Annotated in this window: 14 protein-coding genes; 8 read left to right on the plus strand and 6 right to left on the minus strand. The window is 55.0% G+C overall.

Annotation, left to right across the window (positions count from 1 at the left end; all coding sequences use genetic code 11):
- Positions 1–42: 42 nt before the first annotated feature.
- The 3 genes from L1249_RS03050 to gloB form a co-directional block, all read right to left on the minus strand.
- Positions 43–1,914 (minus strand): extracellular solute-binding protein, encoded by a 1,872-nt coding sequence (locus L1249_RS03050; RefSeq protein WP_228168455.1) that lies wholly within the window; start codon positions 1,912–1,914, stop codon positions 43–45.
- Positions 1,915–2,006: 92 nt separating this feature from the next.
- Entirely contained in the window at positions 2,007–3,233 is a 1,227-nt protein-coding gene (locus L1249_RS03055) for a transglycosylase SLT domain-containing protein (RefSeq protein WP_228168454.1), read from the minus strand.
- Positions 3,234–3,263: 30 nt separating this feature from the next.
- Positions 3,264–4,031: a hydroxyacylglutathione hydrolase gene (gloB, locus tag L1249_RS03060; RefSeq protein WP_074210562.1), complete on the minus strand. Its 768-nt coding sequence runs from the start codon at positions 4,029–4,031 to the stop codon at positions 3,264–3,266.
- A 99-nt stretch (positions 4,032–4,130) separates the two neighbouring features.
- Between gloB and L1249_RS03065 the strand changes: the two genes are divergently transcribed.
- Genes L1249_RS03065 through nudC form a run of 4 tightly spaced genes read left to right on the plus strand, consistent with a single transcriptional unit; the run spans position 4,131 to position 6,903 of the window.
- Complete coding sequence (locus tag L1249_RS03065) at positions 4,131–4,928, plus strand: class I SAM-dependent methyltransferase (RefSeq protein ID WP_228168453.1); 798 nt, start codon at positions 4,131–4,133, stop codon at positions 4,926–4,928.
- Positions 4,921–5,406, plus strand: a complete 486-nt coding sequence (gene rnhA, locus L1249_RS03070; protein WP_228168452.1) for a ribonuclease HI — start codon at positions 4,921–4,923, stop codon at positions 5,404–5,406. Before L1249_RS03065 ends, rnhA begins: the two co-directional genes overlap by 8 nt.
- Positions 5,388–6,137, plus strand: a complete 750-nt coding sequence (dnaQ, locus tag L1249_RS03075; protein ID WP_044629147.1) for a DNA polymerase III subunit epsilon — start codon at positions 5,388–5,390, stop codon at positions 6,135–6,137. The genes rnhA and dnaQ overlap by 19 nt, the downstream gene beginning before the upstream one ends.
- Entirely contained in the window at positions 6,130–6,903 is a 774-nt protein-coding gene (gene nudC / locus L1249_RS03080) for an NAD(+) diphosphatase (protein ID WP_044629146.1), read from the plus strand. Before dnaQ ends, nudC begins: the two co-directional genes overlap by 8 nt.
- A 10-nt stretch (positions 6,904–6,913) precedes the next feature.
- On the opposite strand, the gene L1249_RS03085 is transcribed toward nudC, so the two are convergent.
- Positions 6,914–7,225, minus strand: a complete 312-nt coding sequence (locus L1249_RS03085) for an SCP2 sterol-binding domain-containing protein (RefSeq protein ID WP_044629145.1) — start codon at positions 7,223–7,225, stop codon at positions 6,914–6,916.
- A gap of 169 nt (positions 7,226–7,394) precedes the next feature.
- Between L1249_RS03085 and sohB the strand changes: the two genes are divergently transcribed.
- Positions 7,395–8,441: a protease SohB gene (gene sohB, locus L1249_RS03090; protein WP_044629144.1), complete on the plus strand. Its 1,047-nt coding sequence runs from the start codon at positions 7,395–7,397 to the stop codon at positions 8,439–8,441.
- A gap of 48 nt (positions 8,442–8,489) precedes the next feature.
- Here sohB and L1249_RS03095 read toward each other — a convergent pair whose 3' ends face one another.
- Positions 8,490–8,810, minus strand: a complete 321-nt coding sequence (locus L1249_RS03095; RefSeq protein WP_044629143.1) for an ArsR/SmtB family transcription factor — start codon at positions 8,808–8,810, stop codon at positions 8,490–8,492.
- Positions 8,811–9,076: 266 nt separating this feature from the next.
- On the opposite strand from L1249_RS03095, the gene L1249_RS03100 reads away from it, so the two are divergent.
- The 3 genes from L1249_RS03100 to L1249_RS03110 all read left to right on the plus strand — a co-directional run bounded on the left by L1249_RS03100 (position 9,077) and on the right by L1249_RS03110 (position 12,683).
- Entirely contained in the window at positions 9,077–11,029 is a 1,953-nt protein-coding gene (locus L1249_RS03100; RefSeq protein ID WP_082051434.1) for a propionyl-CoA synthetase, read from the plus strand.
- A gap of 165 nt (positions 11,030–11,194) precedes the next feature.
- Positions 11,195–11,863 (plus strand): 7-cyano-7-deazaguanine/7-aminomethyl-7-deazaguanine transporter, encoded by a 669-nt coding sequence (locus tag L1249_RS03105; RefSeq protein ID WP_044629142.1) that lies wholly within the window; start codon positions 11,195–11,197, stop codon positions 11,861–11,863.
- A gap of 16 nt (positions 11,864–11,879) precedes the next feature.
- Complete coding sequence (locus L1249_RS03110) at positions 11,880–12,683, plus strand: alpha/beta fold hydrolase (RefSeq protein ID WP_044629141.1); 804 nt, start codon at positions 11,880–11,882, stop codon at positions 12,681–12,683.
- 14 nt (positions 12,684–12,697) lie between these two features.
- On the opposite strand, the gene L1249_RS03115 is transcribed toward L1249_RS03110, so the two are convergent.
- The gene (locus L1249_RS03115) at positions 12,698–13,855 is read right to left on the minus strand and encodes an ABC transporter substrate-binding protein (RefSeq protein WP_044629140.1); all 1,158 of its coding nucleotides are present in this window, start codon (positions 13,853–13,855) and stop codon (positions 12,698–12,700) included.
- Positions 13,856–13,996: the final 141 nt, after the last annotated feature.

Here is a 13,996-nt window from a genome sequence, read left to right on the forward strand (position 1 = left end):
TGAGCGATTGTGATAAACGAAGGTCAGCCGCAACGACAAACGCTAGCGGCGACGATTACGTCGCTGCAGCGCTGCTTCACGTTCGCTATCTACCCACCAGGCATCTAAATCCATGGCGTAGGCGGGAAATGGTTCCGGGTAACCAAACTTATCCCATACTGCAATGCGTGTCTCGCCGGAGTGATAGTGGGGGATCACATAAAAGCCCCAGCGCAGCACCCTATCAAGGGCGCGGGTAGCGGTATCCAGCGACTCGCGGTCTTCTGCCCGAATGATCTCTTCCACCAGGGCATCAACGGCGGGGTGGGCCAGTGCCATCCGATTGCGGCTTTGCGGCGCTTCGGCGGCGGCGCTGGTCCAGTAGTCCCGCTGTTCGTTACCGGGGTTATTGGATTGCGGGAAGTGGCTGATCACTATGTCGTAGTCATAATCCCGTACGCGGTTAAGGTACTGGTTGATATCGACAATGCGTAGGGAGGTCTGGATACCCAAGCGCGCCATGTTCCGCAGCATGGGCTGCACAACGCGCTCTAAGCCTGAGTCGTAAAGCAGTACCTCCAGCGAGAGTGGGCGGCCTTCGGCATTAACCAGTACGCCATCATCGACGCGGTAACCCGCTTCACGCAGAAGCTCAAGCGCTAGCCTTAAGCGTTCACGAAGCTCCACCGGATGCTCAATGGGGAGTGGATCAGTGAAAAGTCGCTCTGACTGATGAGATGCCAGCAGCTCATCACGAAACGGTTCGAGCAACGCCAGCTCAGCCTCGGAGGGTTCGCCGATGGCTTCCATTTCCGAGTTTTGGAAGAAGCTCTCCGTGCGAGCGTAGGTGTTATAGAAAATATTGGTGTTTAACCAGGGGAAGTCGAACGTCAGGCTCAAGGCTTCACGCACCCGTGGGTCTTGAAATTTCTCTTCGCGGAGATTGAAGACAAACGCCTGCATCATCGACGGGTTTACATCAGGAACGGTGATGCGCTTAATCAGGCCATCTTGGTAGGCGGGAAAGTTGTAGCCAATGGCCCAGGTGGCTGCGCGGGCATCAATACGGAAATCTGTTAACCCGGCTTTAAACGCCTCCCAGGCGATATCCCGGTCTCGATAGTATTCGTATACCACGCGGTCGATGTTGTAACGGCCGACGTTGACCGGCAGATCTTTGCCCCAGTAGTTCTCGTTGCGCTGGTACACAATGCGCCGCCCTGGATCCACTTCGCTTATCCGGTAGGGGCCGGAACCTGGGTGTGCTTCCAGGGTTGGGGCGCTAAAGTCGCGGGGTTCCCAATAGTGGCGGGGAAGAATGGGGAGCTGGGCCACAATCAGCGGCAGCTCCCGAGACTCGGTATCGTTGAACTCGAAGCGTACCTGATGTTCGTTTATAGCGATGACTCGCTCAACGCCCGCATAATAGCTGGCATAGAAGGGGTTACCCTCTTCACGTAGCAAGTCAAAGGAGAATACTACGTCGTAGGCAGTGACCGGCTCGCCATCCTGAAAGCGGGCTTCCTCACGTAGGTCGAACTCAATCCAGCGGCGCTCAGGATCCAGGCGCACGCCTTTCGCTAGTAAGCCATAAAGGCTAAACGGCTCATTGGGGTTGCTGGCCATCAGCGTGTCATAAATTTGAGAAATGCCGGTGGCGGGCGTTCCGCGAATAATAAAAGGATTGGTGGAATCGAAGCTACCGCCTACGGCGGTGTGTGTAATGGAGCCGCCTTTGGGAGCTTGCGGATTAACGTGGGGAAAGTAGGCGAAATCTTCCGGCAATTCCGGGCTATCGTAAAGCGATAGCCCATGCACCGTTTCAACAGCAGTAGTGGTGGTGTCAACGGTCTCCTCTGAAGCAGATAGCGACAAACTCAGCAGCAAGCCGCTTATTAGCAAAAGCGTTTTAGTGAACATCACACCACGTGGCATTGGCAACTTCCTGTAGTAACAAAACCTAGGTGAACACCTTGCAAAGCCTTAATTCTAAACTACTGATCTGATGCGTTAGTAGCCAAAGAGTATTAACGACCAGAGAGCGACAGCAGCTGTCCTGGCTGCAGTGCTTCCGGGCGATCTATAGCATTCCACCTGATTAAGTCTTGCTGATCAAGATTATACTGCGCGGCAATGGCGGAAAGATTGTCGCCTCTTTCAACGCGGTGCACGGCAGGCGTGCTGGCTGAGGCCAGCGCAGTATCGTCTGATTGCGAAAGCTGAGCTAATACCTGAGTATCAACTTCTTCAGGCACTAGAAGCGTCTGTGCACTGCGTGGGTCGAGGCTGCCATTCAGCAGGCCAGGATTTAGCTCGGCCAGCGCGGACTGGCTGACATCCAACAACTGGGAGGCTTGGGCTAAGCTCACCGGCTGTTCCAATTGAACTTTCGCAAACGCGGGGTCTGGATGGATATCCGGCAGGCTGACACCGTACTTCTCGGGATCATTAATAATCGTCGCAATTGCCTTGAGCTTAGGCACGTATTGCATGGTTTCGTGGGGGAGGGAAAGATCCCAGTATTTGCCATCCAACCCTTGGCTCTGTGCTTGGCGCTGAGCCCGGTTCACGGTACCGGCACCAGCATTGTAGGCTGCCAGTGATAGCATCAGGTCCCCTTCGTACCACTGGTCTGCCTGCATCTCTAGATAATCCAGAGCGGCTTCTGTCGAAGTCACTACATCCAAACGGCCATCATAGTTGCCGTTACGCACCAGCCCTAAGGCATCGCCGGTGCCTGGCATAAACTGCCACAGGCCAGCAGCACCTAAGTGACTGCGCGCACTGGGGTCGAACGAGCTTTCAACGAAAGGAATCAGGGCAATTTCGCCGGGCAGACCGCGGTCGCTGACCTGCTGCGCAATCCAGGCAAGCCAAGGGGTGGCGCGCTCGGTAATAGCCGCGATGTTATGCGGGCTGGAGCGGTAGTACTCAATCCACTCATCGACTCTAGCCTGAGCATCGGCAGGCAATTTTTTTTCCTGCCATTGGAAGCTTGAGCGTAGTGAACTCCAGGCATCCTGGGGTTCAAGCACAAGGGCTTCCCAGAAGTGGTGATGCAACGCAGTAGGCTGAAAACGATTGGCATTTTTCTGGTTGCCGTCGTCCATCGATGCGTCATTAACAGGGGTATAGGTGCGGTTTGTGTCAGTGGCAGAGGCTTGAGAGTTTGCCGCTGCGGCCAGAAAAAGGCCCATTATTACGGTACTGCCAGCGCTTAACAGTAAGCGCTGGCGAATCGTTCGATAGGTCATAGTTTGGTTCGTTTCTATTCGATAGCGTTCTTAAAAACGGTTCTTCCACTCCCGTAGAGTGGTGAACGTGGCGAGGTCATCATCGTTTGCCCCCTGAGAGCCTGCCGCTTGGCGCACGCTATCGGTGCCCACGCGCAGGTAGGGGTTGATTTTCAGCTCGCGTCCTATCGTGCTGGGTAAAGTAGGCCGGTCTAACATCCGTGCCTTCTCACACTCCTGCAGTGCATGCGTAACAGCATCATTATCAGGGTCGGCAGCACGTGCAAACGTCAGGTTCGCCTGCGTGTATTCATGTGCTGCAAAGACCAGGGTATCTTCAGGTAGTTCCGCAAAGCGGTTCAATGAAGTAAACATCTGCTCTGGGGTGCCTTCAAACAAGCGTCCGCAACCGGCGCAAAATAGCGTGTCGCCGCAGAAAAGCAGGCCAGGAATACCCGGCGTAAAGTAGCTAATGTGATCAAGCGTATGGCCAGGAGTGGCCATAACTTCAAACAGGCGCCCCATAATGCGTACTTGGTCCCCTTCGCCCACTCGCTCATCAATTCCTTTGATGCTGGGGTTGTCAGGACCAATCACACGGGGTGAATAGCGCTTGGCTAGCGCATCTAGTCCGCCAGTGTGGTCCTGATGATGATGAGTAATCAGAATGGTATCCAGAGTGAGCGATTCACGCTCGAGGAACTCGATGACAGGCGCGGCTTCACCGGGGTCCACCACGCAAACACTTTGACTGGTATCCTGTCTTAATAGCCAAATATAGTTATCGCTTAGGGCAGGAATCGGTGTCACGCTCAGCATGGGCGAGATCCTTTAAGGTTCAAAATGACGGGCTGTGCGCGCGGAAGCTAGGCGCATAACGACGTTAAAAAGACGTTACTGTGGAGGGAAGCGCTGTTTATGTCAAATTCGCCAAAGGCCACCAGCCTCGCCCAGCGCATGACCAACGCGCAGGCGTACTGGCAAACAGAGGCAGGACGCGCGCTATGGGAAACCCAGCGGGCCTGCCTTGGCCCGGTGGTTGAGGGCCGTAAGGGCAGGCATAGCCTAGAGATGGGTATGGGGCCGGCATTAATGACAATGTCAGCAATCGCTCACCCGATTCGCTGGGCACCCAGCCTTGCGTTGGAAGACAGCGACTCGACGTTGGTATGCCCACCGGATCGTTTGGCGCTCCCCGACTGTTGCCTCGATACCGTTGTCATTCATCACTGGTTAGAACATCTTTCCGATGCGCACTACACGCTGCAAGAGGCCGCGCGCGTTACGGCGGATAATGGCGTGTTGGTACTGTTTGGCTTTAACCCGCTAGGCTTGAACGGGCTGACCCAGCGCTGGCGCAAGCAGCAGGCAGACTTCCCTTGGAGCGGCCATTGGCGCTCTGCGAGCCGGCTCAAGGATTGGCTGGCGTTTGTCGATTTTGAGGTGGAGCGCGTAGACTATTGCTGCTTTCGTGGCCCGATGAGCACCGCCTGCGGAGAGCGCTGGGAGGCGTTAGGGCGTCGGCATAATCTTCCTCTGGGCGAAAGTTATATGATTCAAGCGCAGCGTCGCCAGCGCCATGCACCGGTTCAGCGTGTGAAATTTGGGTTACGCGCGCCTGTGTCGCCCTCATCGTTAGGGGCCACACGCACGGGTGCGCCTATGCGGTATCCGGCAGGTCAACGTCGTCTAAAAAAGGATAGTGAACGTGAGTAAGCAAGCCGCCGAGGGGCTGCCCCGTGTGACGGTATATACCGATGGGGCCTGCCGAGGTAATCCAGGCCCGGGTGGCTGGGGGGTGGTGCTGGAAAGCGGCCCTCATCAGAAAACCTTAAAAGGCTATGAAGCAGATACGACCAATAATCGTATGGAGCTAATGGCTGCCATCATGGCACTGCGAACCCTCAATAAGCCTTGCGAAGTGGCGCTATGGACCGACTCACAATACGTGCGCCAGGGCATTACCCAGTGGATCCATAATTGGATTAAGCGCGGTTGGAAAACGGCGTCCAAGCAGCCCGTGAAAAATGCTGAGCTCTGGAAGACCCTCCACGAAGAAACCCAGCGGCATCAAGTAGAGTGGCACTGGGTAAAAGGGCACAATGGTCATCCTGGTAATGAGCGTGCAGATGAGTTGGCTAATGAAGCCATCGATGAACACCAGAGGAGAGCGGCATGCGCCAAGTCATCCTAGATACGGAAACCACCGGCATTGACCCCAAAGATGGTCACCGGCTGGTAGAGATCGGTGCCGTAGAGATGATCAATCGACGGTTTACCGGGCGCACCTATCACCAATACATCAACCCAGAGCGCCACATCGACGCGGAAGTGGTCGCGGTACACGGCATTGACGATGCCAAAGTGGCTAATGAACCGGTCTTTGCCGAGATCGCAGATGAGTTCTGGGCGTTTATTGAAGGGGCCGAGCTGGTTATCCATAACGCGCCTTTTGATGTCGGCTTTATTGACCATGAGCTAGGCATGCTCAATAAGCGCCGCCAGGCACCCGCGTTAGGCCCGGTGCGAGATCACTGCCGTATTCTGGATACGCTAGTCATGGCACGGGAGATGCACCCAGGCCAGCGTAATAGCCTGGATGCGCTGTGTAAGCGCTACGACATCGATAATGGTCACCGGGTACTTCACGGCGCACTGTTGGATGCCGAGATTCTTGCTGATGTTTACCTAGCAATGACCGGCGGCCAAACGGCGCTAACGTTAGATTCAGAAAGTGGTGGTGACAAAAAACAGCAAAATCAGGCGAGCGAAGGGCTTTCAATACAGCGCCTCTCGCTAACCCCAGGCCAACTTCGGGTGGTGAGGCCAACTGCTGAAGAGCACGCCGCTCATCAAGCCAAATGCGAAGCGCACCAGTTGCGCTGGTTTCAAGAGCCGCTAGACGGTGCCTCTGCCGATGCTTAAACGTGAAATTCCTCATCATGCCAAAGAGGGGCGGGTCATCCGTGTCTCCCGTAGCCATATTGCGCCAGCGCCGCTCACGGGGGAATTAACGCCGTTACAGCCGTTGCAGCCCTGGAGCGAGCAGATGCAGCCACTATGCTATTGGCACGATGAACCCGTGGCGCTACTGGTAGAGAATAAGCCGGGCGATGACTGGATTGATGGACGTCAGTGGCTAAGTGAGCTACCCGCGTCATGGTTCAGCCTGCTCTCAACGGCCTTGCAGGTAGGCGCCTGGCTTGAGAACCATCGCTTCTGCGGCCGCTGCGGCGAAAAGGCGACCAAGCTTGAAGCAGAGTTCGCGATGCACTGCTATGCCTGCGGTCATCGTAACTATCCGCGTATTTCGCCCTGTATCATTACTTTGGTGACCAGTGGTGAAGCGATGCTGCTAGCCCGTAGCCCGCGTTTTCCACCTGGGCGTTACTCTACTTTGGCAGGGTTTATTGAGCCTGGGGAGTCGGCGGAAGAGGCCGTGCATCGAGAGATATTTGAAGAGGTGGGCGTGCATGTGGACCAACTGCGTTACCACCATAGTCAGGCGTGGCCTTTTCCGCATTCGCTGATGTTTGGCTTTTTTGCCGAAGCCACCACGCGGCGCATCAAAATTGATGGCGTAGAAATTAGTGATGCCGCGTGGTTTTCACCGCGGCAGCTGCCGTCGCTGCCGCCGCCTTACACAATTTCGCGTGACTTAATTGAAACCCACCTGGCGCGATGGCGCTAGCAGGGCAGGCTTACTGGCTGGGGAACAAGCTGGTGAGCTTAGTCGCCAGCATTACGTTGCCGGTGGCTTTAAGCTTGCCAGTCATGAAGGCTGTCATGCCGTTGATCTCGCCACTCATAATGCCCTTTAGCGTGTCAGTGCTCATGCTTAGGCTGACCGATGGATCGTCGTGCTCACCTTCATGTACACCCAGCGTACCGTCCTGGATATCCAGGTAGTAACTGCCGGCGTCGGAAAAATGAAATTGAAAAACCTCATTCATCCCTTTTGCCGCCTCTGGGTCGAAGCGGGACTGCAACTTTTCAAGTGTATTAGATGACATAGATTAGTTCCTAAGCGTTAGTCGGCTAACAAGCAGTTGATGCTTTGGGTGAGACTATTTTAAACATCTGTTTTAATCAAGTCTCATTAGCAGTCCACGCAATGTTTGCGTGCTAGAGAGCAAAAAATTCACATTTGAACCGTATCAACACAGCAAGAGGAGAGCGATGATGACTGAATGGCTCGCGGAAATGGGCACATTTTTACTGCAGACAATCTTAGTGATGGCCGCTGCTGGGATTCTGTTGGTGATGATGCGGCGTAATAAAGAGAGCAGCGAACATGGCCTTAAGCTTTATGTAGAGTCGCTTAATGATCAACGCCGGGCGCGCAATCGTCGGCTACGCGTGACAACAACAGTGCATGGCGCACGTAAAAAGCTGGTTAAGGCGCTTCGCCACGAAGAGAAAGCCCGGCAAAAGGCGGCCAAGAAAGACAAGAGCGAGGCCCAAAACGCCCAAAAAGTATGGGTGCTGGATTTCCATGGCGATATTAAAGCCTCACAAGCCGAGCAATTCGCCCAAGAGGTATCGGCGGTGATTGAGGTGGCCAGCACTGATGATGAAGTCATTGTGCGTTTGGAATCAGCAGGTGGTCTGGTACACGCCTATGGCTTAGCCGCTGCTCAATTGGACCGGCTGCGAGAAGCGGGGCTCACCACCACGGTATGCATCGACAAAGTGGCCGCCAGCGGTGGATACATGATGGCCTGTACCGCCAGCCACATTAAAGCCGCGCCGTTTGCGGTGATTGGCTCTATTGGCGTGGTCGCCCAGGTGCCCAATATTCATCGCCTTCTCAAACGCAACGATATCGATGTTGAGCTACTTACTGCCGGTAAATATAAGCGCACGTTGACCGTGCTCGGGGAAAACACCCAAGAAGGGCGTGAGAAATTTATCGATGACCTAGAAAACACTCACCGCCTATTTAAAACTTACGTGGCTAAGCATCGGCCTGATATGGATATTGAAAAACTTGCCACCGGAGAGATTTGGTACGGCAGTGAAGCATTAGAGCAGAAGCTGGTGGATAGTGTCGGAACCAGCGAGGCCTATTTAGTAGAACGTATTTCTCAAGCGCAGGTGTATCGCGTGAAGCTAGAGCCGCCGAAAACCATCAGCCGCAAGGTCGGGCTAGCGGTATCGGCGGGCGTGGAGCATGCCATGGTGAAGGCTCTGGGCGTGATCGACGCGGCAGGCTGGCAGCGTCGTTAGATTCGCTTGAACAGCGAGTGCTAAGTAGCCAAGACTGAGTGCCCAATACTAGGCAGCATAGTGTTGCGCCAGGGTGTTAATAATTGCCTTGGCGCTTTCGCTGCTGAGTGAATAATAGATGGTTTGAGACTCCCGCCGCGTATTGACCAACTGGTCGCGACGCAAAATCGCCAAGTGCTGAGAAAGCGCCGACTGGCTCAATGAAAGCTGCTGATTAATTTGCGTTACCGACAGCTCTTTTTCTGCCAACAAACACAGGATCTGCAGGCGTTTTTCATTCGCCAACGCTTTGAGCAGGTTAGTGCCTGCTTCAATAGCATGACAGTTATGTTCCAGAAGACGTTCAGCGGCGCTAGTAGAAGCAGACATGAGGATCTCCTTGCCTACACTGTAGTGACAGCGTTGTTATAGATTATGTGGCCATCGTCGCGTCGCGAGGATTGGGTTGTTTAATGATCAGTAATTTAGCGGTTTTTGTCCAAATATGGGTTTAACGCTCTATCAATGGTAGTGAAGGCTTTTTTGTCGACAATGTCTGCGTTTGGCTACGGCTTTGGTCGCGTTTTATCCCATAGTATGAGGGTGAAATTGATGGTTACTTTATAAAGTGTCAACAATTCATCTTTGCTTCGAAGATGCTTATCAACCGACACAATAATCACAAGGTCACCATGAGCCTCTATCAGCGCACCTACCAGCACTCTATTGAGCATCCTGAGACTTTCTGGGCCGAGCAGGCCAAAAAGCTGCCTTGGTACACGCCGCCTAGCACCATCCTTACCTATGACGACCAGCAGCACGCTCGCTGGTTTGGCGATGGCGAACTGAATATTTGCTATGCCGCCATTGACTACCACGTTGAGCAAGGGCGCGGTGATCAACCCGCCATTTATTGGGACTCACCGGTTACTCAATCCAAGCAAACCATTAGCTACCTTGAGCTACGTGACCGGGTGGCGCGGTTTGCTGGCGGTCTTGCCAAGCTGGGGGTAACCAAAGGCGACCGTGTCATTATTTATATGCCCATGGTGCCTGAGGCGCTGATTGCCATGTACGCCTGCGCCCGTTTAGGCGCGGTGCACTCGGTAGTGTTTGGTGGTTTTGCCCCCCACGAGCTAGCGGTACGCATTGAAGACGCCGAACCGAAAGTAGTGATTGCTGCTTCCTGTGGAGTCGAAGTTGATAAGGTGCTGCCCTATAAGCCCATTGTCGAAAAAGCTATCTCGCTGAGCAGCTTCAAGCCAGATGCTTGCGTGGTATTTCAGCGCGAAGCGCATCGTGCAGAGTTACAACCTAGCGATGTGGACTGGCAAGAACTCGTGGCAGATGCTCCCTTTGTGGATTGCGTACCCGTGAAAGCCACCGACCCGCTGTATGTGCTCTATACCTCCGGCACTACCGGTAAGCCCAAAGGAGTGGTGCGAGACACTGGCGGCTATGCGGTCGCCTTGGCCTATTCGATGGAAGTGATTTACGACCTTAATCCAGGCGATGTGATGTTTACCGCTTCGGATGTGGGCTGGGTAGTAGGGCACTCCTATATCGTTTACGCGCCGCTGCTGCGCGGTTGCACCACGGTAGTGTATGAAGGTAAACCGGTGAAAACACCGGATGCAGGGGCGTTTTGGCGTTTGATTGATGAGTACAAAGTGAAGAGTTTTTTCACCGCCCCAACAGCGTTTCGGGCCATCAAAAAAGAGGACCCTGAGGCCAAGCAGCTAGAAAAGTACGATATTAGCAGCCTGCAGCACTTATATGTTGCTGGTGAGCGCTTAGATCCACCGACTTTCCATTGGTTGGATGACCTGCTCGATGTGCCGGTCATCGACCACTGGTGGCAAACTGAAACCGGCTGGCCGATTGCCGCCAACTTGCCGGGCATTGAAGCAGCGGCCACTAAAGCAGGCTCTGCTACTTACCCTGTGCCTGGTTTCAACGTGCAGATTTTGGACCGCGACGGCGAACAAGCGCCCGCCATGCAGCAAGGCAGCGTCGTCATCAAGCAGCCGCTGCCGCCGGGGTGTTTGGTGGGTGTATGGCGTGATCCGCAGCGCTTTCAAAGTGCCTACATGGCCGCTTACCCTGGCTATTACCTAACCGGCGACGGCGGCTACTTTGATGAGGAGGGCTACCTGTTCATCATGGGGCGCACCGATGATGTGATTAACGTAGCGGGTCATCGCCTTTCTACCGGTGAGATGGAAGAAGTAGTGGGCGCGCATCCGGCAGTGGCGGAATGTGCGGTAATCGGCATTCATGATGAACTAAAAGGGCAGCTACCAGTGGGGCTAGTGATTCCCAAAGATGGCTTTAACGGCGACGAAGCAACCCTGGAAGCAGAACTGATTGAGCGCGTGCGTGAACATATCGGCCCCATCGCCTGTTTTAAGCAGGTGCTGGTAGTGAACCGGTTGCCCAAAACCCGCTCGGGCAAGATACTGCGCAAACTGCTGCGCAATATCGCCGATGGAAAATCCTTCGGCATTCCCTCTACCATTGATGACCCCACCAGTTTGGAAGATGTGCATGCAGCGATGCGTGAACGCAACGTGGGTGCTGCCGATCAAGCAACCTCCACCGATAGCTAAGCATCTTCTCTGCTACACTCAAACCACGCACAAAGCCGCCCAACCCCATGGGCGGCTTTGTGCGTTTGCCGTGAGGAACGCGTATAATGCGCGCCCCAGTGGCGCTCAACGCGCTTTTTCGAGGGTTCCCTAACCCCTCTATCAACCAAAAAAAGGCCAATCTGTATGTTTGCTTTAACCGACGCTCAGCATCGCCGTTGTCTCATGGTAATGGTCGCCTTCCATATCGCCATCATTGCTGCCAGTAACTATCTGGTGCAGCTACCGTTTACGCTGTTTGGGTTTCATACCACCTGGGGCGCGTTCAGCTTTCCGTTTATCTTTCTAGCCACCGACTTAACGGTGCGCCTATTTGGTAAAGGGCCAGCCCGCACGATTATCCTACGCGTGATGTTTCCGGCGCTGTTGGTGTCTTACGTGGTGTCAGTGATCTTCCCACGCGGCAGCTTTGCCGGCATTGAGGCACTCGGCGAGTGGAACCTGTTTGTTGCCCGCATTGCAGTAGCAAGCTTCCTTGCTTACGTATTGGGGCAACTGCTCGATGTGCAGGTGTTTGACCGCCTGCGCCAGTGGGCGTGGTGGGTCGCACCTGTGTGCTCGACCATTCTGGGCAATCTTGCCGATACGTTTGCCTTCTTTGCCACCGCCTTCTATAACAGTCCTGACCCCTTTATGGCTCAGCACTGGGTAGAAATTGCTGCCGTTGACTACGCCATTAAGCTGGGCATTAGCCTGCTGTTCTTCCTGCCGCTCTATGGCCTGCTGCTCGCATGGCTAACGCGTCGTTTGGTGGTATGGACAGGGCAGGACGATGCTGCGCCGCGAACCGCTTAACCGATAAGGAAATAGCATGACCGACCATGTCCCCGTGGATCTTTACGCGATTGACCTGCCTGCTGACGCCGACGCGGATAGCCAGCCGCTGGTCGTGATTCATGGCTTGCTCGGCAGTGCCGATAATTGGCGCTCGCATTTGAAAGTGTGGCAGCGCAAGCGCCGGGTAGTGGCGGTGGACCTGCGTAACCACGGACGCTCCCCACACGCAGAAGGCATGAGCTATCGCGCCATGAGCCAGGATGTGCTGGCAGCGTTAGATAAGCTGGGTATTGAGCAAGCGCATATTTTAGGCCACTCCATGGGCGGCAAGGTAGCCATTACGCTGGCGCGCCAAGCGCCGCAGCGCTGCCTCTCGCTAATGGTGGCCGATATTGCCCCGGTGGCCTATCAGCACGGCCATGACGATGTGTTTGCTGCCCTGGAGCAAGTACGAAAAGGCAAGCCAACCAATCGCCGCGAAGCAGACGCCCTGCTAGCAGAGCACGTCGATTCGCGCCCCACGCGGCTGTTTTTGGCCACCAACCTAGTGCGCGATGAGCAGGGCATTATGGGCGTGCGGGTTGGCCTGGATGAAATTCAACACGGCTACGAGGCCATCATCGGTGAGCCCGATGGTGATTCCCCGTTTGAAGGCGCGACGCTGGTACTGCGCGGTGCCGATTCCCACTACGTGAGCGACGATATGCTGCCAGCGCTGCGTGAAGTGCTGCCTCGGGCGCGGCTGGTCACCCTCAAAAACGCTGGCCACTGGCTGCATGCCGACCAGCCTGATGCGTTTCAGCAAGCGATCGACGCCTTTATAGCGGCGCAATCGTAATTACGGCGTGCGGGTTAGCGCTCCATCAGTAAGTGGGGGTTCGCCGCCAGCCGCGTGATGGGAATTGAATTTTCTGTGACGCCCGCACTCTGCAAGTAGCTTTCAAACGCCGCATAGCGCCGCTCGTCTAGTGCCGCAGGGCTTAACGCAACGCGGCGGAGCAGGTCATCCCACGCCTCTTGATTGATGGGGTTATCCAGTACGGGGTGTGTTGTGACCAGCAGCGTCCAGGCTTCTTCGGGGTGCTCAATCATCCAGTTGCTGGCCTCTTCCAGAGCGATCAGCACCCGCGACCAGGTGGTGGCCTGACGAGCAACGGAGTCGCTATTGGCTAATAGAATCAGCCCATCGTGGCGCGGGATATCGATGTCGCTGTAGCGCACGGTATGAGTGACGATGCCATCGGAGGCGAGCTGCTGGGGCAGCGTATGAAAAAAACCATCCGCCACGGCGTCGACTCTGCTCGAACGTAGTGCATCGGCGGCATCAAAATGGACGCTTTCAGGCGCAACGAAGTCATCGACTTGGCGCACTGAACGGGGCAGAAGTTGTTCCACTAACACATCACGCCCCTCGCGGGTGGAATAACCGTAGTGTAAATCGGCTAGGGCGTCGGCAACCGCTGCGGGTGCTGGCGCTTCACCTGCCACGATCACTGCATTTAACGGTGTTTCTATCAGCGTGGCGATGCGTGTAATTGGCGCGCCATCGTGGGCATGTAAATGTAGCAGCGGCTGGCGGGTGAGCGCTAAATCAACTTCTCCGGCCGCCAGCAGCTTAATCGCAATGGATGGGTCGGCTGGGGTTAATAGCTCGATTTCAAGCCCTTGGGCGGCAAACAGGGCCCGCTCTTTCGCCACGATGAGGGCGGCATGCTGGGGGCTTAAGTACCAATCTAGCATCAGCGTTAGCTGTTTCAGTGGCGGCGGATCGAGAGGGGGCGGGGGAATCACCGCCATACTGGGCGCTTCTTCAGGCACTTCAGCTGCGCTGTTGTCGCCTGCAGGCCACAGCCCTTCAGGAAGCGCTACATCGCTTTCTAAAGAAAGAGGGGCGTCGAGGTTTCCTGAATCACGCTCTTCGTTTGCGTAAGTCGCTGAAAATGAAAATAATAAAAAAAAGACCAATGACAGTGCTAGAAATGAACGGCCACGCAAAAAAGCGTTCAACATAACCTCAACTCCCGATGGTAGGACGGCGAAGTTTAGCTTTCAGGTAAAGCACCTGGCTAGCCCCTTGCATAAACCAAGCGAACACGCTCAGTAAATTCAGCACCGACATGTAATAATAGAACGGCATTGATGTAGAGACGG

This window comes from Halomonas sp. Cn5-12 (genome assembly GCF_021532545.1).
Taxonomy (GTDB): Bacteria; Pseudomonadota; Gammaproteobacteria; order Pseudomonadales; family Halomonadaceae; genus Vreelandella; species Vreelandella aquamarina.